Origin of the sequence: Halomonas ventosae, assembly GCF_004361885.1 — a bacterium.
In the GTDB taxonomy this organism is placed as follows: domain Bacteria; phylum Pseudomonadota; class Gammaproteobacteria; order Pseudomonadales; family Halomonadaceae; genus Halomonas; species Halomonas ventosae_C.
The window spans coordinates 373,007-393,482 of the sequence record NZ_SNWH01000001.1 but is presented as its reverse complement, the minus strand read 5'-3'; the positions used below and the strand labels follow the sequence as shown (position 1 = coordinate 393,482).

The window sequence follows — 20,476 nt, the reverse complement described above, 5'->3', positions numbered from 1 at the left end:
CCAGGTACATCCGCGACCGCGACTCTTCAAGCGCCGCGCAATGCCGTATCATGGTGCCAGCGTTCACGTCGCCCCCCTGCCCGGCCTCATGAGGACTCGATGCCCAAGGTACGACACTATGCCGATATCGTCGCCATCCTGGCCGGCTTCATGTGGCTGGTGCTCTACTGGTCGGTGAGTATCTCCGCGCACCTCGGCAGTATCGAGCCCAGCCTCGCTGCGCTGCTGATGGTCGGCAGCCTGATCCTGATCAGCTTCGTGCATCGCCCCATCCGGGTACTGCTCGGTCGCTACCACGTGCGCAAGCGGCGCACCGAGATGTGGATGCACATCCTGGCCCTACCGCTGACCCTAGCCTTCCTGCTGGGCATGGTCATCGACCACCTCATCACCCCCATGAACGGCGAACAGAAGATGCTACTGTTCAATGTATTGGCCACCGCCGGCTGGCTAGTGTTCGTCTTCACCCTGCTGATCAAGCTGTTGATGCATGTCTTCCAGCGCAGGCGCCAGGCCAAGCAGTAAGCCGCCCATCAGCCCGCTTACCAGGCGATGGGGTCACTCATCGCGATCGAGGGAAAAACCCCTTGCAGGAGCTGTGGGCTCAACGCCTCGACGTGCAAGGCGATTGTTTTCTCTGCTCACCATCAATCACAGTGCGAGTCGACGCGTCAGCCTCAGAACCGATCGGCCCTAAACGGCGCCATGTCGATCTCGGGACGCTCGCCGTCCATCATTTGCGCCAGCAGACGGCCGGTGGCCGGGCCCAGGGTAAAGCCCTGGTGGCCATGGCCGAGCGCCAGCCACAGCCCTTGCTGGCCCGGCGCCGGGCCGATCACCGGCTTCATGTCCGGCGTGCAGGGCCGCGCGCCCTTCCAGGGTGCTGGATCCAGCCGCTCACCCAAGGGGAACAGCTGCCTTGCCACCCGCTCGGCAGCGTTAAGCTGCGCCAGATGCGCCGGCGCCTCGAGGCGTTCAAGTTCGGCGCCGGTGGTCAGGCGAATGCCCGCCTGCATCGGCGCCAGCAGGTAACCGACCTCGGCATCCATCACCCAATGCCCGAGCCTGGCCGAGCCGCTCGTGGCGTAATGCATGTGATAGCCACGCTTGACGAACAGCGGGATATCGAGCCCCAGGTCGGCCATCCAGTCTCGCGACCAGGGCCCCATGGCCATCACCAGCTGCTCAGCCTTAAGCACGCCCGCAGCGGTGCTCACTCGCCACCCCTCGCCTTGGCGAGCGATGCCGGTCACTTCCGCCTGCTGCACGCGCCCTCCCAGGGCCTCGACGCTACGGGCATAGGCCTGCACCAAGGCGCCGGGATCAACTACCGTCCAGGGTTGCTGCCAGTGAATCGCGCCGGCCAGGTCACCGGCCAGGTCAGGCTCCAGGGCCGCGAGCTCACCACCATCCAGCGCCCGGTAGCGCACCCCGAAGCGTTCGGCGTTGACCTCGGCATCACCCAGACGCGAGGCCATGGCCGCCTGGCTACGATAGAGCTCGAGCCAGCCCTGGCGACGCACCAGCGCCTCCGCCCCTGCGGCCTCGACCATCGGCGCATGGGCGTCCAGCGACAGGCAGATCAAGGAGGCGTACTCGGGCACGATGCGCGCATAGCGCTTGGGCGCGGAATTCCGCCAATACTGCAACAATGGCTCCGCCGACTGCACCATGGCCGCCGGACGATAGCGGATATCGACCCGGCGATTGGGCAATACCCGCAGCATGGTGGCGAGATCCCGTGGGAAGGCATAGGGCTGCACCGCCTCACGCTGGATGATGCCGGCATTGCCGAAGGAGGTCTCACGCCCCGGCTCGCGGCGGTCGACCAGGGTGACCGCATGCCCGCGCCGCGCCAGGTGCCAGGCCACCGATACGCCAACCATCCCGGCCCCCATTACCACGATCTCATGGCTCATCGACGCCACCTCCTTTCTTTATGTCAGCAAAGCATCTCGCTCTTTATGTCACCGAAGCATCTTGCTCGACGGCGAGGGAGTCGCCCCGCCCCACAGCGAAGTAGCGCAGCCCGGCGGCCTTGATAGCGTCCGGCTCGAAGAGGTTGCGTCCGTCGACGACCACCGGTGCGGCCAGCTGCTGCGTCAGCCAGGCGAAGTCAACGCTACGAAACTCCTTCCACTCGGTGCAGATCACCAGCGCATCGGCGCCCTTCACCGCCTGGATGCGATCCCCCGCCAGCAGCAGGTCGTCGCGCTCGCCATAAAGCCGCCGGCACTCCCTCATCGCCTCGGGGTCATAGGCCTGTACCCTGGCACCGGCCTCCCACAGCGCCTCCATCAGGGTACGGCTGGGAGCATCGCGCATGTCATCGGTGTTGGGCTTGAAGGCCAAGCCCCACAGGGCGACGGTCTTGCCGGCCAGTTCGCCGTCGAAGGCCTGGGCCAGCTTGGTGAACAGGGTCTGCTTCTGGCGTCGGTTCACGCACTCCACCGCGATCAGTAGCTCGGCCTGGTAGTCCACGTCGCTGGCGGTGCGGGCCAGCGCCTGCACGTCCTTGGGGAAGCAGGAACCGCCATAGCCGCAGCCCGGATAGATAAACTGATAGCCGATACGCGGGTCCGAGCCGATGCCACGGCGCACCTGCTCCACGTCGGCTCCCAGCCGCTCGGCCAGGTTGGCGATCTCGTTCATGAAGCTGATCTTGGTCGCCAGCATGGCGTTGGCCGCATACTTGGTCAGCTCCGCTGCCCGCACGTCCATGAACATCAGCTTGTCGTGCAGGCGAATGTAAGGGGCATAGCACTCGCGCATCAGCCCCTTGACCCGCTCGGACTCGGTACCCACGATGATCCGCGCCCCGTGGGTGAAGTCCTCGATGGCCGCCCCCTCCTTGAGGAATTCCGGGTTGGAACAGACATCGAAGTCGATCGCCTCGCCGCGGGCCTGGAGCGCCGCGGCCACCCGCTGGCGTACCCGGTCGGCGGTCCCCACCGGCACCGTGGACTTGTCGACGATCACCTTGTACTGCGCCATGTGCGTGCCGATGGTCTCGGCCACCGCCAGCACGTATTTGAGATCGGCGCTGCCGTCCTCATCGGGCGGGGTACCCACGGCGATGAACTGCAGGGTGCCGAAGGCTACCGCCTGCTGCGCATCGGTAGTGAAGCGTAGCCGGCCCGCGTCCACGTTGGCCTTGACCATGGGCTCAAGCCCTGGCTCGAAGATGGGAATCTCGCCACCCTCCAGGCGCGCGATCTTCTCCGCGTCCACGTCGACACACAGCACGTCGTGGCCCACATCGGCCAGGCAGGTGCCCGTCACCAGCCCCACGTAGCCCGTTCCAAAGATGGTGATCTTCATTCCCTGTCTCCCTGTCTGTCCTGGTTAGCTGTTCTATTCACGAAGCACATCCTGCGGGCTGGAATTGTTGTTCACGAAACCCCTCTTGCGGCTGAAATGGCCAGCAGGCGCCCTGCCAGCTCAGTCGTCGGCAGCCTGCTGTACCTTCAGCTTCGCGTGGATGAAGTCAGAGTGGCTGACATGCAGCAGCTCGGCCAGGCGGCGGATACGGTGCTCCTCCAGGTGGTGCTGCTCGCCATCGGCCAGCGACAACGACCACATCATGCGCACCAGCTCGCAACGCTGGTCGTAATCGAAGTGCTCCTTGACCAGGCTGACGAAACGGTAATGGTCGACCGCCGTCTCCGCCTCTTCCCGGGCCAGGCGCATCAGCTCGTCGAGGTCCGCCTCCGCCAGGCCAAAGCGCCGCTGCAGCAGTTCGCGCAGCAGCGCCAGCTCGCTGTCATCGAGGCGATAGTCGGCACGTGCCACCTCGAAGAGCAATGCCGCCGTGGCCAGTTCCAGGGAGGTCGCGGCCTCTTCGGCCTCTGCGCCACCGGCCTTCATTGCATTGAAGAATCGCTGTATCGCATCGATCATCTTGATCCCCCCGCTCGAGGTCAGCCGCTTCAGCAAACGAAAAGGCCTGCCCTGGGTATCTGTCTCTGGTAAATGTGACGGCATGCCCGCGCCGTATCGCCCTGAAGTGTAACGCAGCGGCGACATGACGGCAGCGCGTCCGGCTGTGATAGAATCACCGGCTTTCGGCCCCAACACGATGATGTTCCCATGGCCATGCCCCGAGCTGACACTGCGCGCCCAGCCCTGTTTCGCACCTGGCTGCGCGTTTTCCTGCTGATGACCTGGGACCAAAAGGCGCCATGAGCCCCAGGACCTCGGCCTCGCACAAGCGCTTCGCCTTCGTCATCGAGGACCTCTACGGCGGCGGCGCCCAGAAGTCGCTGCTCTACACCGCCGACCAGCTGCGCCAGCGTGGCCACCAGGTGATCGTCTTCACCCTGCGCGAACGCATCGAGCATCGCATCCCCGATGGCCTTGCCATCGAGAACCTCGGTGTGGTCACCCCCTTCACCAAGGCCACCACCACGGTGCTCACCGAGAAGTGGCAGGCCGCTCGCATCGCCCGCGCCCTGAAGGCCTGGCGGCCAGACGTGGTGATCTCCTGCTCCTGTGACAAGATCACCCGCCATCTGCAGCATCCCAACCTCTATTTCTGGGTGAAGTCCGACGTCTCGGCCAAGTTCAGCGATCCGGCCAAGCGCAAGCGCGCCTTCGACAAGGTGCGCCGCTTCTACCACGGTCGCCAGGTGATCGCCGTCTCGAAGGGCGTGAAGGACAACCTTGAGCAGATGGTGGGGCTCGAAGCCGAGCGGATACTTGCCATCTACAACCCCTACGAGCGCGAGCCCTTCGTCGCGATGGCCGCCGAGCCGGCCGAGTTGCCCCAGGGCGAGTTCTTCCTCTGTGTGGCCGCGCTGGAGCCGCGCAAGCGCCACGACCGCCTGCTGCGCGCCTACGCCGCGAGTGGGGTGAACACGCCGCTGGTGATCATGGGCAAGGGCAAGCCGGAACACGAGGCCGCGATTCGCCGCCAGGTTGCCGAGCTCGGCCTGGAGGAGCGGGTCCACTTCGCCGGCTACCATCGCAACCCCTATCCCTGGATCGCCGCGGCCAAGGCGATGCTTTTGACCTCCGACGCCGAAGGGCTGCCCCGAGTGCTGATCGAGGCATTGTTGCTGCACACCCCGCTGATCAGCGTGGATTGCCCCAGCGGCCCCCGGGAGATCCTCACCCAGGAACTCGCCGATTTCCTGGTAGCGCCCGACGACGAACAGGGCCTGGCGGATGCCATCGCCCGCATGGACCAGGCCCCCATCGAGATCGAGGAACGCCACTACCGGCCGTTTCTCAAGCAAAGCGTGCTGCCCCAGTTCGAGGCCCTGTGAGCAGGAACTACCGAGTCAGGACATGACGTGACGCTGCTGGATATCCCCTTCGATGAGCGCCGCCGGCGCTACCTGGTCTTCCACCCGAACGGCCTGCCACAGCGACTGTCGCTGGCCAGCACTACCACCACCGCGGCCTTCGAGGCCGTGGGCAGCAGCCGCTTCTATATCTCGGCAGACCAGCGCATCCTCGCCAAGGTGGTACCGGACAAGTTCGACAGGCGCGCGACCCCGACCAAGTGGCTGCTGCGCGACTACCTGGAGAAGCGCTGGCTAGGCCAGTCCGACGCTCGCAAGGAATTCTTGAGCCTTGAGATCTTGCGCCGGGCCGGCCTGGCCACCCCCCGCTGCCACGGCTGGGGGGTATCACTCAATCCGGGCAATCGCAACGGCTCGCTGCTGCTGATGGAGCATATGCAGGATGCGAGGCCCGGCGGTGAGGTCTTCGACGCCCTGGATGAGACCGCCCGGCTAGCGTTCCTGGAGCGCTTCTGCCGGCAGGTGGCCCGGCTTGCCCACGCCGGCTACATGCACCGCGACCTGCACTACAATAATCTGCTGATCGACCGGGACAACAACATCGTCTGGATCGACACCCACGTGCGCCGGTTGCCAACGAAAAGCGCCGACCAATGGCCGGCGCTCAGGAAATCACTGACGGTGAACAAGCTCGGGGGCGCTCGCTACCAGGCATTCGCCGAGCGCCGCATCCAGGCGTCATACCATGACCGCCTCAGCGGATGAACGCCTCACCGGATGAAAGCCTCCATCCGGCGATCCATATCCTTGCCGCCACACAGATGCCAAGCATTGAGTCGCCTGCAGCCCTGACTTCACGCTAAGGTTACTTTTCCACCTGAAGACCCCGGACCCCTTTCGACATGCCGCATGTACTCCTTGTCATCGACCAACTGACCAGCGGCGGAGCACCCCGTTCCGTCCTCAAGCTGACGCGTGCCCTGCTGGAGAGCAATATCAGGGTGTCATTGATCTCGCTATCGGAGCGAGTGGCACTGCCGATCCCGGAGGGAGCCGAGTGGCATGTCGTCGCCTTCACGCCCGCCAGCCGCTGGGAGAAACTACGCCGCTACCAGCTCCATGCCAGGCGGCTCGATGCCTTCCTGGCAAGCCACACGACGCCATTCAATCTCGTGGTAGCGAACCTGCACCAGGCACATCAGGTCGTCAGTCGTTCAACGCTGGCGAAGCAGGCCTGGTACTGCCTGCGCTCCGACCCCTGGCAAGAGCTGCTGTCGAACAAGCGAGGCTGGCGAAGGGGAATCAAGCGCCATAAGGTCCGCCGGCTCTATGACAACAAGCGCATCATTGCCCTTTCACGCACCAACCTGGAATCGCTCGGCCGCATCGGCAGCCAGCCCCAGGCGACAAGGGTCATTCCCAATGTGCTTCACGTGGAGAACATTCACCGACTCATGCAGGCAAGGATCGCCGAGCCTGAGCTTCAGGATACCGACTTCTGCCTCTTTGTCGGGCGTCTCAACTTCCGGTCGAAGCGCCTGGATCGGCTGCTGGAAGGCTATCTTGCCAGCGGTATCGACCTGCCACTGGTCGTGATCGGTGACGGAGAAAACGAACGCCTCCAGCAGGAGGTAATCCGCCTGGGCTTGCAGGATCGGGTCTGGACACTGGGGGGGCGTGACAACCCCTACCCCTATATGCGCCAAGCAAGCGTGCTGCTGCTCTCCTCGGACTATGAGGGCCTTCCCAACGTGCTGCTGGAATCCCTCGCCTGCGACACGCCGGTCGTCAGTACCGACTGCCTCTCGGGCCCACGGGACATCCTGGTGGGCGAGCTGGCCCGGGGGCTTGTCCCCCTCGAGGATACGCAGGCCTTCGGCAGAACAGTACGCGATATCATCGAGCACCCGCCCGCCATCACCCATGAGCATATTGCCCCCTACCTGCCACAAACGGTGTCTGCCGCCTACCGGGAACTGATGGAATAGGGGCGGGCAGATCCTTTCGCGCACCACCAGAGAGGACGCATCACGGGTGGCGCTGGGGCGTCAGGGCAGGAAAGACGCGCTGGCCGGTCTCCCACTGCCAGCGCCAGATATGCGTCACCAGCCCGCCCACCACCAGGTTATGCACGTAAACGCCCGTGCCGAACGAGTTATAGGATTCGAACTGATTGATCACCACCCAGTAGAGAAAGAAGGCCGTACCGAACAACGCCACATCATTGGGCATCACTCCCGCCCGCCAGGCCAACCAGGTACCACGGCCGATCCAGACCGCCAGGACGACGAACAACAACACGCCGAACAGGCCATAGGCGACCCATACCTCCAGGAAGAAATTGTGCAAGTGACCAAATTCCTCCTTGACGAAATCCGGCAGCCACGGGGTGTACTCCATCACCAGCCCACGCCCCTGGCCGCCCCAACCCACCAGCGGGCGTTCGGCAATCCATTCGAGAGCGGCCTGCCAGCTGTGAATCCGTATCCCCACGCTGGTATAGGGCACAGCATCGAAGTGTCCGGCGGCAAGCTCGGCAATCACCCCGGATTCGGTCAGCAGTCTGGTCTTCAAGGTATCGTGAAAGGCAAACCCCGAGGCGACCATCACCAGCAGCAACACGCCACCCGCCATGCTGCATGTCTTAAAACGGGGCAAGGCGCGTCCTTTTGCCAGGGCCCACACGCACCAGACCCCACCGGACACCAGCAGGGAAGCCAGCAACGACAACCACACGGCGCGCGTCTGGCCAATGACCACCCCCACCAGGCACAACACCAAGACGGCCAACCATGCGGCGAGACGCCAGATGACCCAGCGCCCCCCGGAAGAAGCGAAACGCGGGCCGAACATGACGACACCGAGCAGCGCCACACCGAACAACATGGAACCATGCTGGAGGTTACGGATGCCGAATCCCACTCGCGTTCCCTGCAAGCCTGATACCCACTCCTGCAGCCCCTGCCCGTGAGTGAAGGAGGCCACCAGAAAGCCCAGCAGACCACACGACCAGAGCAGCAGGGTCTTGCGGGTATTGCCCCCCAACCACCACGCGACACTGATGAAGATGAACAGCTTGGCGAGACGGTCAAGCTGGGGATTGTCGGCCACCCATTGGGGATGGTGCCAACGGCCGAGACCCCAGGAAAGCGTCTGCACCCCCAGGGCCAACAGCAACAGCCACATTGGCGCCGAACCGCGGAGCCCCTTGCCATGCCACAACACGGCCATCAGGCCGAGCAGAGCGAGTAGCGTACCGGCAGCCCCCCCCACGGGCGGATATGCAATACCGCCAAGGCCATATACCAGCAGCAGCGCCGAGGCGGTGTACCAGAGCCACGGCGGCGAGTACCAGCTCCCCGGCCTGAACCAGGCATTCGTCTCCCACATCAAAATATCATCCACCGTGTTGGCCGGGTTGCGCAGGGCGCTCATGTTACCACCCAGGCGTGTCGATGCCATTCGCCAAAGGGCTTGCAGCGAATCACATCAAGCGGCGGCGCCACGCCACGCCCTGGCAATCCCGCCGCTTGCTGCTTATTTGTTGCGCCTATTCCTTGCGCAGCGTGTCGCGGATCTCGCGCAGCAGCAAGATGTCCTCCGGCGGCGCTGCAGGCGGCGTGGGCGCGGCGGCTTGCTGGCGGCGCAGGCGGTTGATGCCCTTAACCAACAAAAAGACCGCGAAGGCCACGATCAAAAAACTGATCACGTTATTGACGAACACCCCAATGTTGAGGGTCACCGCCCCATCCGCGGTGGCCTCGGCCAGGGTCGCGTAGGGCCCCTGGCCCTTGAGCACCAGGAAGATATTCGAGAAGTCCACCCCGCCCAGCAGCAGCCCGATCGGCGGCATCAGCACATCGTTAACCAAGCTCTGGACGATGGCGCCGAAGGCCCCGCCGATGATGATGCCCACCGCCATGTCCACCACGTTGCCGCGCACGGCAAATTCCTTAAACTCCTTGAGCATCTTTCGCTCTCTCCTGTCTGTGTGTCCTGTTGTCTATGTGCCCGGTTCGCACCGGCACCTGGCGCCGATGCCGGCCGCTGTTTGATTCAGGCCAGGTGGGAAATGCAGGCTGTCGGCGTCGCCAATTTCACCAATTTTCGCCCGCACACGAGCAGGCCGCCGATCATTGATCAGCGGCCTGCTGGAGCTTGCGTCACTCCCCGCCAGTAGGCGGGGTGACGGACTTACTTGGTTGCCGCTTTCGGGGCGACTTCCTTGACGGCCTTGGAAGCGCTCTCGGTGGCTTCCTTGGCGCTCTCCTGGGCCTGCTTGACGCTCTCTTCGGTCAGCTTCTGGCTCTGCTCGACGAAGTCCTGCTGCAGGGCCACGACCTTGTCGGCATCGCCCTTCAGGCGCTCGGTGAGCTCCTTGGCGACGTCCTGCTGACCGGCCAGGTAATCGTTGAAGCCTTTAGCGTCCTTGACCTCGACCAGGCGGCGCAGCTGCGCCAGGCTGGCATCGCTGTAGGCCTTGGTGGCGTCGAGCTGGGCGTTGAGAAGTTTCTCGGTCATATCGACGTACAGCGAGGCGAAAGCGCGGGCCGGGGCGACGAAGGACTCGAACTGCTTGCTATCGAAAGCGAATGCGTTGGTCATGATGGAACCTCCTGGGTTCGGCTGGCATTGAACGGGAGATCCCCGTCCTGATGCTATGCATGGTAGCAACCATTTTTGTGCAGTGCAACATGGCTTGGAGGGCCATGCATGGAATTGCCTCTGGCCTACCAGCAACAGCGCAGACCGGTGCCTTCCCTCGGCTATAATCGAAGCCGATTGATTGAGTCTTGGGCAAGCCGCGGCTGGCCCCCAGCGAAGGTGACACAGGACGAAAGGAGCCACCATGATCGCCATGCTGCTGTTGCTGCATCTGTTGGGGGCCACCGTCTGGACCGGCGGGCACCTGGTGCTGGCGGCGACCATCCTGCCGCGGGTGCTCAAGGGCCGCGACGTGGCGGCCCCCTTCACTGGTTCGAGGAGGGCTACGAGCGCATCGGCATGCCGGCGCTGGCGGTACAGGTGATCACCGGGCTGTGGCTGGCGTGGCTCAAGCTGCCCTCGCTGACGCTGTGGTTCTCCGCCCAGGGCGGCCCGGTGGCGCAGCTGATCCAGCTCAAGCTCGCGCTGCTGGCCCTCACCGCGCTGGTGGCGGCCCACGCTCGCTTTCGGGTCATCCCGCGCCTATCGCCCGCCACCCTGCCACTGATGGGCTGGCATATCCTCGCCGTCACCCTACTCTCGGTGCTGTTCGTGGTGGTGGGGCTGTCGTTCCGGGTGCGCTGGGGCGTGTGAAATAGCTGCCCTGGCGCGCCCTGCGTCCCGCGGCGGGGCTCCTACCCCGGCTCGTTGCGAAACGCGGCAATGGGGGATCTGTCGCCGAGAGATGCTTGACCCCGTAGGCTCGCTAAGCGCCAGCGCACCGGGCATGGCGAAAGCGCCATCGTCACTACGCGACTTGCGATCAATACTTCGCCGCTTGGCCAAAAACGCCAGCAGCCGGCATCGCTGCCGGCCGCTGGTGAGTTCAGGTCAGGAGGGAAATGGGGGGCTGTCCCCGATTGAAAAGTGTGCCTCATCACGATACAGTCAAGTCTATCTGAAGCACTCCTCGGAGACGTGGCAGTGTGATCCTCACGATCAAGCATAAGGGCCTTCAGGGCTTGTACTTGAAAGGGTCATCGAAAGGCCTTCGTCCCGACCATGTGAACAAGCTCAGACGCATCCTGGCCGCGCTCGACCAAGCCAGACGACCCGCCGATATGGATATTCCTGGTTTCCGCCTTCATTCCCTGAAGGGGCAGTACACGGATCACTGGTCGGTCAGCGTGAGCGGCAACTGGCGCGTGATATGGCGGTCCACCGGAGAGGATGTCGAATTGGTGGACTACCTGGACTACCACTGATCACGTGGCCGGGGGTGAGAGGACTTGCCCCGAGGTTACCGTGCGGATTCCCGTAAGAGGAGATGAACATGAGCACCACTGGAATGCACAACCCGCCGCACCCCGGCGAGATGCTACGTGAGGATGTCCTGGGCGCCCTGGGTATCTCGGTCGCCGAGACGGCCCGTCGCCTCGGCATGTCTCGGGTCGCCCTTTCACGTGTCCTCCACGGGCATGCCGCCATTTCGCCGGCTCTGGCCGTACGCCTGGAGCGCGCCGGCGCCGGCACTGCGCGACACTGGCTTGCGATGCAGACCGCCTATGACCTCTGGCAAGCCGAGCACAGCGAACAGCCCGAGGTACGACAGTTAGCCTCTTGAACTGGAAATGGGGGTCTCCCCGATTAGCCATCATGCAACCCGAGAGGAATGACGGCGCGTCTGGTCGCCACGTCCAGCAAGCAGGCCTGCGACGGAGATGTCTTCGTCCAAGCTCTTCCAATGTAAGCCCTCACCACGACCGATCAGCTCCCATTGATCACGCTGCTCAGGAGTACCGTGCAGCAGGCGGGGAAACCAGGCTAGCGGTATCGACAACTCACGACCATCGTCCAGGGCGATACGGAAGGCATCGGTCGTGAAACTCACATCAACCGCCAGCGGATCAGATTCAAGATTCAAAGTGCGCATACCATGCCTCCATGAAATAGGATTGGTGCCGTTCGACCAGTTTGCGAAGGTGATTGATCTCATGAGCACGCAAGCCTTTGCTCGATTGTAGCTCAACTGGGTCCAACCAGAACTTCGCGATCTGACCTCCGGCAACCGTCTCGATCAACCCCGACACCACCAACGGTCGGCCGCTGGTGAGTTGTGTTGAGGGTCGATCTTCTTGACACTCTTTGCTGCTGAAGCCAGATACTCAATCTTCCAGGTCACGCCAGAACGCCTCGGACGTCATGACGCGATCCCGCCCTGGCGAAGCTGCTCAAGCGCATGCTCGGCCAGATAGGCGTCCTCCAGGTCGTCGAGATGTTCCGCGATCAGCTTACGGAGGTAAAACGTCTTGGAGCGCCCTGTCGCCCGGGACAGATGGGCCAGGCGTGCCTCGATTTCCGGATCCAGGCGGAGACTGATAGGCATGATGCTCGCCTCTTGTGATACATGCGATCAATGTATCGCCGCTTGGCCAAAAACGCCAGCGGCCGGCATCGCTGCCGGCCGCTGGGTGGTTCGGGCCAGGTGGGAAATGGGGGACTGTCCTCGATTAGCTCTCTAATTAGCCCAACTAAGTGCCTGTGCAGTGATATTCCAATAGACAGCCAACGTAGCCAGCTGATGTAGAAGGAGATATTTATATGTGCATTCACGAAAATATCGGCTCAGCCACTTAGCCTTAGTACTAGTTTGCGGTACAAAGACCAGTAGTCAAACATGTCCCAGTTACAATCCACTCCACAGGAATATCTACAGATCCAGATGTGGTGCCAGGAGTAAGGATATAGGTAACATCCTCTAAACCCCCACCTGCACCTGTAGCAGTAATTACACCATTTTGAACTGTGACACTTTTCACATTGCCATAAGCTGCTGTAGATGCAGGAATCCCATTGGTTTCTTGATTAAGTTCTGTAGCAGTATCTTTACCAGTTTGAACTGCAACTTCAATTGCGGTTTTGTAGACACCAGTAGAAGTTACAACTTCAGTAAATTTAGCTCGATTTGTATACGTCTGATACTGGGGAATCGCAATGGCCGCCAAAATCCCGATAATCGCCACCACGATCATCAGCTCGATCAGGGTAAAACCGCCCTGCCCGGTCTTCACATAGTTCTGCATGCCCTGCTTCTTCATGGCCCTGCCCCTTGCTCCGGTCCGCCGTGGCGCGTCTGGCGTTTGCCTTCTTCTCGCCGCCCGTGCGGGTTCATGTCGGGTGGTCAGGGGCTGTGCGCCTTGCCCGGCCACCGTTTGCTTCGGGCGGCATCCGCCCGGCAAGAGTTACATTAAATTACGAACTACACCCTCGCAAGCGTAGTGTAGCCCGAAAGGGGAAGCGCAGCCGAATCGCGCAAGGCCGCCAGATGCCACGGCAAGAGAAAAGGTTAAATCTGCCTGGTCCGCTGCTGGGCGGGGCCAGGCTTCAGGGGCTAGAATCGGGCCTAGCCGATACACGCTGACAGTTCGATTCTGCCGAGCTATCTCTGCCGGGCTATCTCTGCCCAGCTATCCTGATGCGCTTTCCATTCTGATGGCCTGGCCGCGACACCATGAGGCGCCATGAACGACTTTCACCCCCCTTCCAGCGAGATACCTTCGTCATCCGCTGAGCCCTCGCCCTTGCAAGGTGCCACCGAGGGCAACGGGCTGCATGGATTAGCCCGGCGGCTCGTCAAGGATGGCCTGCTCGGCGAGGCGGCCGCGGCGCGTGCCGAGTCTGAAGCCCGCGAGGCGGAGATGTCGCTGCTCGAGCACCTGATCGAGGCGGGCATGGTGACGCCGCGCAAGGCCACGCTCTCCGCCGCCTGGGAGTACGGCCTGCCGATTCTCGACCTGGACGCCATCCGCCTGGAGAGCCTGCCGCCGGCAGCGGACTACCCGGAGAAGATCCTGCGCCGGCTGCGCGTGCTGCCGCTAGTGCGCCATGGCCACCGGCTTACCGTGGCGGTGCCCTACCCCTCCACTCTGGCCTTGCTCGACGAGCTGCAGTTCGCCACCGGCCTCGCGCTGGAGGGCGTGCTGGCCCCGGTCGACCAGCTCGGCCCGGTGCTGGAGGGGTATCTCGCCCGCAGCGAGCGCAGCATGCTCGACGAGCTGGGAAGCGTGGATGACGCCGTGGGCCAGCTCGCCTTTGATGAGGGCGTGGTGGATGCCACCGACGAGCAGGCGGCGGTGGCCGAGGCCGGCGACGATGCGCCGATCGTCAAGTTCGTCAACAAGATTATGCTCGATGCCATCCATCGCGGCGCTTCGGACATCCACTTCGAGCCCTACGAAACCAGCTACCGGGTGCGCTTTCGCATCGACGGCATCCTGCATGACGTGGCCCATCCGCCCTTCGCCATGCGCACACGCATCTCGGCACGCCTCAAGGTGATGGCGCGGCTGGATATCTCCGAGCGTCGCCTGCCCCAGGATGGCGCCATCAAGCTCAAGCTCTCCACCACCCGCTCCATCGACTTTCGCGTCAACTCGCTGCCCACGGTGTATGGCGAGAAGGTGGTGCTGCGTATCCTCGACCCCAGCTCGGCACAGCTGGGCATCGAGCAGCTGGGCTTCACGCCGGAGCAGCGGGCCATGTACGAGGCGGTGCTCGACGACCCCCAGGGCATGATCCTGGTCACCGGCCCTACCGGCAGCGGCAAGACGGTGACCCTGTATACCGGCATCAATATTCTCAATCAGGTGGAGCGCAACATCTGCACCGCCGAGGACCCGGTGGAGATCAAGGTGCCGGGGGTCAACCAGGTCAACGTCCTGCCCAAGATCGGCCTGGACTTCGCCAGCGCCCTGCGCGCCTTCTTGCGCCAGGACCCGGACGTGGTGATGGTCGGCGAGATCCGCGATCTGGAAACCGCCGAGATCGCCGTCAAGGCCGCGCAGACCGGCCACCTGGTGCTCTCCACCGTACACACCAACTCGGCCGCGGAGACCCTGAGCCGGCTGGCCAACATGGGCGTGGCGCCGTTCAATATCGCAAGCTCGGTGAGCCTGATCATCGCCCAGCGCCTGGCGCGGCGGCTGTGCAAGCGTTGCAAGCAGCCGGCGGACATCCCCCGCGAGGTGCTGCTTCAGCAGGGCTTCACCGAGGAGGAAGTCGCCAGCGCGACCATCTTCGAGCCGGTGGGCTGCAAGCACTGCACCCAGGGCTTCAAGGGGCGCGTGGGCGTCTACGAGGTGGTGCCGATCAGCAACGACATGAGCCACCTGATCATGACTGGCGGCAACTCCCGCGACTTCGATGCCCAGGCGCGCCAGGAAGGCCACCCGGACCTGCGCCGCAGCGGGCTCTTGAAGGTGATGCAGGGGCTGACCAGCCTGGCCGAGGTCAACCGGGTAACGAAGGACTAGCGGCCAAGCCCATAACGCCGGGACGGGGACTGGAACATGGCAACACGACCGCGCAAGCACCAGAAGGTGAAGCTGTATCGCTGGCGCTGGACCGGCCTGGGGCCCAGTGGCCGCAAGGTGGGCGGCGAGATCATCGCGCCCCGCAGGGCCGAGGTGGAAAAGATCCTCTCCGGCCAGAAGATCATGACCAAGCAGATTCGCCGCAAGAGTGGCATCGGCGGCGGCATGGGCAAGATCAAGCCGCGCGACATCATGCTCTTCGCCCGCCAGATGGCGACCATGATTCGTGCCGGCGTGCCGGTGCTGCAGGCCTTCCAGGTAGTCGCCGAGAGCCTCAAGAAGCCGGCGATGAGCGCGCTGGTGCAGCAGCTGATGAACGAGGTAGCGGCCGGCGCCAGCTTCTCGGAGGCGCTCAAGCAGCATCCCGAGCATTTCGACGCCTTGTTCGCCAACATGGTGGCGGCCGGCGAACAGTCCGGCTCACTGGATCGCATGCTCGAGCGGGTGGCGACCTACAAGGAGAAGATGGAGTCGCTCAAGAGCCGCGTGAAGAAGGCGCTGTGGTATCCCGCGGCGGTGATCATGGTGGGCTTTGGCGTCACCGCGCTGCTGCTGATCAAGGTAGTGCCGCAGTTCGAGAGCCTGTTCCAGGGCTTCGGCGCCGAGTTGCCGGCCATGACGCGGGTGACCATCTCGATGTCGGAGTTCGCCCAGCAGTACTGGTGGTGGGGGCTGCTCGGGGCGGTGGCCTTCGGCGTGCTGATGCGCATGGGCATCAAGAAGTCCAATGCCTTCCGCTACCGGGTGCATGCGCTGTCGCTGCGCATTCCGGTGATCGGCGACATCCTCGACAAGTCCTCGGTGGCACGCTATTCACGCACCCTGGCCACCACCTTCGGCGCCGGGGTGCCGCTGGTAGAAGCGCTGGAGACCGCCAAGGGGGCGGCGGGCAACATGGTCTATGAACGCGCCATCGCCCAGATCCGCGAGGACGTGGCCACCGGCCAGCAGCTCAACTTCGCCATGCGCCTCAGCGAGCTGTTCCCGGCGCTGGCGGTGCAGATGGTGGGCATCGGCGAGGAAGCCGGCTCGCTGGATGCCATGCTCAACCGGGTGGCGGACTACTACGAGGAGGAGGTCGACAACAAGGTCGATACCCTTACCTCGCTGCTCGAGCCGTTCATTATCGTGGTGCTGGGCGTGCTGGTCGGCGGCCTGGTGGTCTCGATGTACCTGCCGATCTTCGAACTGGGCAGCGTGGTCTAGCACCGCGCAGGATGCGCGCAGCGCCCGTTACGGCGTCAATGAAAGGTCTCTATAACGTCGCCAAGTCTGGCGGCTTGGCGGCTTACCCCTCAATCATGCAGCCATACCGGCGTGCCGGGCACGGCGATCTCGAACAGTGTTAGCAGGTCATTGTCGCGCAGGCGGATGCAGCCGTGGGAGCGGGCCACGCCCATGGGTTCGCTCGGCGGGGTGCCGTGCAGATAAATGTAGCGGCGCTGGGAATCGACGCTGCCACCGCGGTTGCGGCCAGGCTCCAGCCCGCTCAGCCAGAGGATGCGGGTGAGAACCCAGTCGCGGCCCGGATGCTCGGCGGCCAGCGCCTCGCTGTAGACCTCGCCGGTGGGCCGCCGCCCCCGATAGACGCTGCCCGGCGGGTTGCCCGCGCCGATCGCGGCGCGCACATAATGCCAGCCCAGAGGCGTGGCGCCGCTGCCCTCTGTCTCTCCGGTGCCGTTGGCGGCCGTAGAGACCTCGCACTGCCACTCGACGGCACTCCCCCGCCACCCCTTGAGCCGCTGAGTGGCAGTGTCGATCTCCAGCCACCGCCCGGCCTCCGGCGGCAGTTCGGTGAGCCGTGGGGTGCGCATTAGCCGGCCTCGCGCTGGGCCGGGGCGGGCTCGGGCAATGGCGCGTTCATGCCCGCCACCACCACCGGGCGCAGGCGACGTACCAGCTCGCGCACGCCGATGTGCTCGCCGTAGTCTTTCTCGGCGATGTCGCGCAGCGCATCCAGGCCCGAGAACGTGAAGATCACCGTGCCCAGCATGAAGTGCAGCCGCCAGAAGCGCTCGGCATCGGGCAGCTCTGGCGTGGCCTGGCGCACCAGCTCGGTGAAGCGGCTGAAGACGCTGCCGTACTGCGCCTGGATGTAGCGGCGCAGGTGGCCCTGGGCCTGGCTGTAGGCGAGCCCCAGCAAGCGCATGAACACCTTGAGGCTGTCACGCTCCGCCGGCACCTCGAGCACGCTGCGCGCCATGGTCTCCAGCAGCACCTCCAGCGGAATCACGCTGCCTGTGTAGTGCGCCTCGAGTTCATCGAGCGCGGCATGGAAGCGCACGGCGAAGGGGTCGAGATAGCGCGTGAACACCGCCTGGATCAGCGATTTCTTGGAGCCGAAATGGTAGTTGACCGACGCCAGGTTGACCCTGGCCTTGCTGGTGATAGTGCGCAGCGAGGTCTCGGCGAAGCCGCGCTCGGCGAACAGCACCTCGGCGGTATCGAGGATACGCGTGACGGTATCGGACTGCTGGGCCATGACCGATGGCTCCACATGGTAGGAAACAACTGTTTCAATGTTCTCCAAGTCTATGATGGCCAAGCTCGCAGCTCAATGGCACACAAGGCCGAGTGTTTGAAACGGGTTTTTACAGCGACCGTTGGCTGCTTGGCCGCTTGGTACTTTTACTGGACAGAAAAACATGCTGTATACTTGACCATACGTGTGGCGAGGCGCTCGCCACCCCTGGTTTTCGACCCTGGAGGCTTCATGAGTCGCTCACTCACGGCCCGGCAACAGAACGTGCTCGATTTCATCGTCAAGACCATGAACGAGCTGGGCTACCCGCCGACCCGGGCGGAGATCGCCCGGGCCCTGGGCTTCAAGTCCGCCAATGCCGCCGAGGAGCACCTGCGCGCCCTGGAGCGCAAGGGGGCGATCAAGGTGATCCGCGGCACCTCGCGAGGTATCCGCCTGCCCGCCCAGGAGCCGGAGGCCGCCAACGCCGAGGGGCTTGAAGAAAGCCCGCAAGGCCTGCCGATCATCGGCGAGGTGGCCGCCGGCAACCCGATACTCGCCACCGAGCACATCGACCGCTACTGCCCGCTGCCCCCGGAATACTTCTCCCCACGCGCCGACTACTTGCTGCGGGTGCGTGGCCTCTCCATGAAGGATGCCGGCATCCTCGAAGGCGACCTGCTGGCGGTACACCGCACCGAGCGCATCCGCGACGGCCAGATCGTGGTGGCGCGCCTGGAAGACGAAGTCACCGTCAAGCGCTTCCGCCGGCAGGGCCATGTAGTCACCCTGGAGGCTGAGAACCCCGACTTCGCGCCCATCGAGGTCGACTTGCGCCACCAACCGCTGGAGATCGAGGGCATCGGCGTGGGGGTGATCCGCGGCGGCAGCGGCCAGGCGCTAGGCTAGGAGAGGTCGGAAAAGCCGTAGGCGAATTCGGCGAGGCCTGCCCGGTGCGCTGTCGCTTACCGCTCCTACAGCTTCGGGTGCCTTCCTGATCGTATGAGTCAAATCCGCAAGATCCTCCACGCCGACTGCGACTGCTTCTTCGCCGCCGTGGAGATGCGCGACAACCCCGCCCTGCGCGATATTCCGCTGGCCATCGGCGGCTCGCGGGAGCAGCGCGGGGTGATCGCCACCTGTAACTATCCCGCCCGCACCTTCGGCATCCACTCGGCGATGCCTACCGCCCGGGCGCTGCGTCTCTGCCCGCATTTAACGCTGATGCGCGGCCAGTTCGAGAAGTACCGTGAGGTATCGCGGCAGATCCAGGCGGTGTTTTACGAGCTCACCCCACTGGTCGAGCCGCTGTCGCTGGACGAGGCCTTCCTCGACGTCAGCGAGGTCGAGGGCTTTCGCGGCAGCGCCACCTGGATGGCCCGCTGGCTCAAGCAGGAGTGCTACCGGCGCACGGGTATCACTGTCTCGGTGGGTGCGGCCCCCTCCAAGTTTTTGGCCAAGATCGCCAGCGACTGGGACAAGCCCGACGGCCTGACGGTGATCCCGCCGGCGCAGGTCGACGCCTTCGTGCGCAAGCTGCCGGTCAACAAGCTGCATGGCGTGGGGCCGGCCACCGGTGCCAGGCTCGACGCCCTGGGCATCCGCACCTGCGCCGAGCTGCGTGAACTGCCCATCGAGCGCCTGCTAGACGACTTCGGCAAGTTCGGGCGCCGGCTCTATGAGCTCTCCCGCGGTATCGACGAGCGCTCGGTGCGCACCGAGCGCGAGCGCAAGTCGGTAAGCGTGGAGACCACCTTCGACCACGACCTCCCCGACCTTGCCACCGCCAGCACCGCCCTCGCCCCGCTGTGCGAGAAACTCCAGGGCCGCCTGGAGCGCCACGGCCACCCTCCGATGGCCGGGCTCTTCGTCAAGGTGCGCTTCGATGACTTCAGCCTCACCACCCTGGAAAGCCGCGGCCTCCGCCCCGATGCCGAGAGCTACAGCCGCCTGCTGGAACAGGCCTGGGCCCGCGCCCGCCGCCCGGTGCGCCTGCTCGGCGTCGGCGTGCGCCTGGTACCCGAGGAAGCAAGGCAACAGCTGACGTTGCCGCTGTAAGCGCCGCTTGGCCGCTCACTTAGTATCGATATAACGGTGGTCGTTGAAGGTCGCGACCCAGCTAGGGTGATAGACCAACAGAATGCTCATCAGCATGCCGGTGATAAAGGCCTCGGAGGGCATCAGCAAGGGCAGGAAGCGAGCGTACTCCAGCGCCTGGCGCAGTGCCTCGGCGTCATTGGCGCCCAGCGCCATCAGCCCCACGGCGGCCAGCCCCGCGGCCAGGCTGCAAAGCGCCGCGCCGAAGAAGCAGCAGACGAACAAAAAGACCATCAGGTTATCGGGCAGGCGCCGGTCGACCACCCGCCAGATAATACCCATCACCAGCGCCGGCACCACGCCGGTCACCAGCACGTTCGCCCCCAGCAGCGGCCACTCGATGCGCCCCAGCAGCACCATGGCGATATTGATGGCGGTGATCGAGAGCAGCGCCAGCGGCGCCTTGAAAACCAGCGTCAACAGCGCGGTGAACATCAGGTGCAGGGTCAGCCAGTCTACCGCCTGGGCACGCAACTGCCACAACAGCATCACCATCACCGTGGCGGCCAGCCAGCGATGCTGCAGGCCGCGGTCATCGAGCAGCGCCAGCCACGGCCGGCGACTCAGCGCCAGGCCGACGAATGCCAGCGAAACCAAGCCGCAGAGCCACAGCAGCCAGGGAGCGAGAACCGGTTCGGCGATCGTCATGAATCGTC

The 20,476-nt window shown here is 64.2% G+C and carries 25 protein-coding genes; 12 read left to right on the top strand and 13 right to left on the bottom strand.

Going from position 1 to position 20,476, the window contains the following annotated elements; translation table 11 throughout:
* Window positions 1-99: 99 nt before the first annotated feature.
* Window positions 100-525: a hypothetical protein gene (locus tag DFO68_RS01860; protein WP_133481457.1), complete on the top strand. Its 426-nt coding sequence runs from the start codon at window positions 100-102 to the stop codon at window positions 523-525.
* 152 nt (window positions 526-677) lie between these two features.
* Here the strand turns inward: DFO68_RS01860 and DFO68_RS01855 are convergent, their stop codons facing one another.
* The 3 genes from DFO68_RS01855 to DFO68_RS01845 form a co-directional block, all read right to left on the bottom strand.
* A complete protein-coding gene (locus DFO68_RS01855) occupies window positions 678-1,919 on the bottom strand; it encodes an NAD(P)/FAD-dependent oxidoreductase (RefSeq protein WP_133481455.1) in 1,242 nt (413 codons plus the stop codon).
* A gap of 43 nt (window positions 1,920-1,962) precedes the next feature.
* Window positions 1,963-3,321: a UDP-glucose dehydrogenase family protein gene (locus tag DFO68_RS01850; protein WP_133481453.1), complete on the bottom strand. Its 1,359-nt coding sequence runs from the start codon at window positions 3,319-3,321 to the stop codon at window positions 1,963-1,965.
* 120 nt (window positions 3,322-3,441) lie between these two features.
* Entirely contained in the window at window positions 3,442-3,900 is a 459-nt protein-coding gene (locus DFO68_RS01845) for a TerB family tellurite resistance protein (protein ID WP_133481452.1), read from the bottom strand.
* A gap of 281 nt (window positions 3,901-4,181) precedes the next feature.
* Here DFO68_RS01845 and DFO68_RS01840 point away from each other — a divergent pair, with 281 nt between their 5' ends.
* The 3 genes from DFO68_RS01840 to DFO68_RS01830 all read left to right on the top strand — a co-directional run bounded on the left by DFO68_RS01840 (window position 4,182) and on the right by DFO68_RS01830 (window position 7,234).
* On the top strand, window positions 4,182-5,267 hold the full coding sequence (locus DFO68_RS01840) for a glycosyltransferase (RefSeq protein WP_133481450.1): 1,086 nt from the start codon (window positions 4,182-4,184) through the stop codon (window positions 5,265-5,267).
* A 27-nt stretch (window positions 5,268-5,294) separates the two neighbouring features.
* Window positions 5,295-6,011 carry a lipopolysaccharide kinase InaA family protein gene (locus DFO68_RS01835; RefSeq protein WP_133481448.1) on the top strand — a complete coding sequence of 239 codons (717 nt, stop codon included), beginning with the start codon at window positions 5,295-5,297 and terminating at the stop codon, window positions 6,009-6,011.
* A gap of 137 nt (window positions 6,012-6,148) precedes the next feature.
* Window positions 6,149-7,234: a glycosyltransferase gene (locus DFO68_RS01830; protein ID WP_133481446.1), complete on the top strand. Its 1,086-nt coding sequence runs from the start codon at window positions 6,149-6,151 to the stop codon at window positions 7,232-7,234.
* A 40-nt stretch (window positions 7,235-7,274) separates the two neighbouring features.
* Here DFO68_RS01830 and DFO68_RS01825 read toward each other — a convergent pair whose 3' ends face one another.
* The 3 genes from DFO68_RS01825 to DFO68_RS01815 form a co-directional block, all read right to left on the bottom strand.
* Window positions 7,275-8,681 carry an O-antigen ligase family protein gene (locus tag DFO68_RS01825; protein WP_243726383.1) on the bottom strand — a complete coding sequence of 469 codons (1,407 nt, stop codon included), beginning with the start codon at window positions 8,679-8,681 and terminating at the stop codon, window positions 7,275-7,277.
* A 115-nt stretch (window positions 8,682-8,796) separates the two neighbouring features.
* Complete coding sequence (gene mscL / locus DFO68_RS01820) at window positions 8,797-9,216, bottom strand: large conductance mechanosensitive channel protein MscL (RefSeq protein ID WP_133481444.1); 420 nt, start codon at window positions 9,214-9,216, stop codon at window positions 8,797-8,799.
* 224 nt (window positions 9,217-9,440) lie between these two features.
* Window positions 9,441-9,851: a phasin family protein gene (locus DFO68_RS01815; RefSeq protein ID WP_133481442.1), complete on the bottom strand. Its 411-nt coding sequence runs from the start codon at window positions 9,849-9,851 to the stop codon at window positions 9,441-9,443.
* A 244-nt stretch (window positions 9,852-10,095) separates the two neighbouring features.
* On the opposite strand from DFO68_RS01815, the gene DFO68_RS15615 reads away from it, so the two are divergent.
* The 4 genes from DFO68_RS15615 (at window position 10,096) to DFO68_RS01800 (ending at window position 11,514) form a co-directional block, all read left to right on the top strand.
* Window positions 10,096-10,275: a hypothetical protein gene (locus DFO68_RS15615; RefSeq protein ID WP_208107330.1), complete on the top strand. Its 180-nt coding sequence runs from the start codon at window positions 10,096-10,098 to the stop codon at window positions 10,273-10,275.
* A complete protein-coding gene (locus DFO68_RS01810) occupies window positions 10,251-10,544 on the top strand; it encodes a CopD family protein (RefSeq protein ID WP_208107329.1) in 294 nt (97 codons plus the stop codon). The genes DFO68_RS15615 and DFO68_RS01810 overlap by 25 nt, the downstream gene beginning before the upstream one ends.
* A gap of 332 nt (window positions 10,545-10,876) precedes the next feature.
* A complete protein-coding gene (locus DFO68_RS01805; protein WP_133481440.1) occupies window positions 10,877-11,155 on the top strand; it encodes a type II toxin-antitoxin system RelE/ParE family toxin in 279 nt (92 codons plus the stop codon).
* Window positions 11,156-11,223: 68 nt separating this feature from the next.
* Window positions 11,224-11,514 carry a HigA family addiction module antitoxin gene (locus DFO68_RS01800; RefSeq protein ID WP_243726382.1) on the top strand — a complete coding sequence of 97 codons (291 nt, stop codon included), beginning with the start codon at window positions 11,224-11,226 and terminating at the stop codon, window positions 11,512-11,514.
* Between the two features lie 30 nt (window positions 11,515-11,544).
* Here DFO68_RS01800 and DFO68_RS01795 read toward each other — a convergent pair whose 3' ends face one another.
* From DFO68_RS01795 to DFO68_RS01780, 4 genes are all read right to left on the bottom strand, one after another.
* Window positions 11,545-11,823, bottom strand: coding sequence for a DUF2442 domain-containing protein (locus DFO68_RS01795; protein ID WP_133481438.1), 279 nt, complete (start codon window positions 11,821-11,823; stop codon window positions 11,545-11,547).
* Window positions 11,804-11,980 (bottom strand): DUF4160 domain-containing protein, encoded by a 177-nt coding sequence (locus tag DFO68_RS16020; protein WP_432206832.1) that lies wholly within the window; start codon window positions 11,978-11,980, stop codon window positions 11,804-11,806. Before DFO68_RS16020 ends, DFO68_RS01795 begins: the two co-directional genes overlap by 20 nt.
* A gap of 110 nt (window positions 11,981-12,090) precedes the next feature.
* A complete protein-coding gene (relB, locus tag DFO68_RS01785) occupies window positions 12,091-12,276 on the bottom strand; it encodes a type II toxin-antitoxin system RelB family antitoxin (RefSeq protein WP_133481433.1) in 186 nt (61 codons plus the stop codon).
* Between the two features lie 259 nt (window positions 12,277-12,535).
* Window positions 12,536-12,973: a prepilin-type N-terminal cleavage/methylation domain-containing protein gene (locus DFO68_RS01780; protein WP_133481521.1), complete on the bottom strand. Its 438-nt coding sequence runs from the start codon at window positions 12,971-12,973 to the stop codon at window positions 12,536-12,538.
* 438 nt (window positions 12,974-13,411) lie between these two features.
* On the opposite strand from DFO68_RS01780, the gene pilB reads away from it, so the two are divergent.
* Window positions 13,412-15,202 carry a type IV-A pilus assembly ATPase PilB gene (pilB, locus tag DFO68_RS01775; protein WP_133481431.1) on the top strand — a complete coding sequence of 597 codons (1,791 nt, stop codon included), beginning with the start codon at window positions 13,412-13,414 and terminating at the stop codon, window positions 15,200-15,202.
* A 36-nt stretch (window positions 15,203-15,238) separates the two neighbouring features.
* Window positions 15,239-16,468 carry a type II secretion system F family protein gene (locus tag DFO68_RS01770; RefSeq protein ID WP_133481429.1) on the top strand — a complete coding sequence of 410 codons (1,230 nt, stop codon included), beginning with the start codon at window positions 15,239-15,241 and terminating at the stop codon, window positions 16,466-16,468.
* 89 nt (window positions 16,469-16,557) lie between these two features.
* Here the strand turns inward: DFO68_RS01770 and DFO68_RS01765 are convergent, their stop codons facing one another.
* Both DFO68_RS01765 and DFO68_RS01760 read right to left on the bottom strand, forming a co-directional pair.
* Window positions 16,558-17,076: a L,D-transpeptidase gene (locus tag DFO68_RS01765; protein WP_133481427.1), complete on the bottom strand. Its 519-nt coding sequence runs from the start codon at window positions 17,074-17,076 to the stop codon at window positions 16,558-16,560.
* Complete coding sequence (locus tag DFO68_RS01760; protein ID WP_133481425.1) at window positions 17,076-17,744, bottom strand: TetR/AcrR family transcriptional regulator; 669 nt, start codon at window positions 17,742-17,744, stop codon at window positions 17,076-17,078. The genes DFO68_RS01765 and DFO68_RS01760 overlap by 1 nt, the downstream gene beginning before the upstream one ends.
* A 231-nt stretch (window positions 17,745-17,975) precedes the next feature.
* On the opposite strand from DFO68_RS01760, the gene lexA reads away from it, so the two are divergent.
* Window positions 17,976-18,632 carry a transcriptional repressor LexA gene (gene lexA / locus DFO68_RS01755; RefSeq protein WP_133481423.1) on the top strand — a complete coding sequence of 219 codons (657 nt, stop codon included), beginning with the start codon at window positions 17,976-17,978 and terminating at the stop codon, window positions 18,630-18,632.
* Between the two features lie 102 nt (window positions 18,633-18,734).
* Window positions 18,735-19,781: a DNA polymerase IV gene (gene dinB, locus DFO68_RS01750; protein WP_133481519.1), complete on the top strand. Its 1,047-nt coding sequence runs from the start codon at window positions 18,735-18,737 to the stop codon at window positions 19,779-19,781.
* Window positions 19,782-19,796: 15 nt separating this feature from the next.
* Here the strand turns inward: dinB and DFO68_RS01745 are convergent, their stop codons facing one another.
* Window positions 19,797-20,468, bottom strand: a complete 672-nt coding sequence (locus DFO68_RS01745; RefSeq protein ID WP_133481421.1) for an energy-coupling factor ABC transporter permease — start codon at window positions 20,466-20,468, stop codon at window positions 19,797-19,799.
* Window positions 20,469-20,476 lie beyond the last annotated feature (8 nt).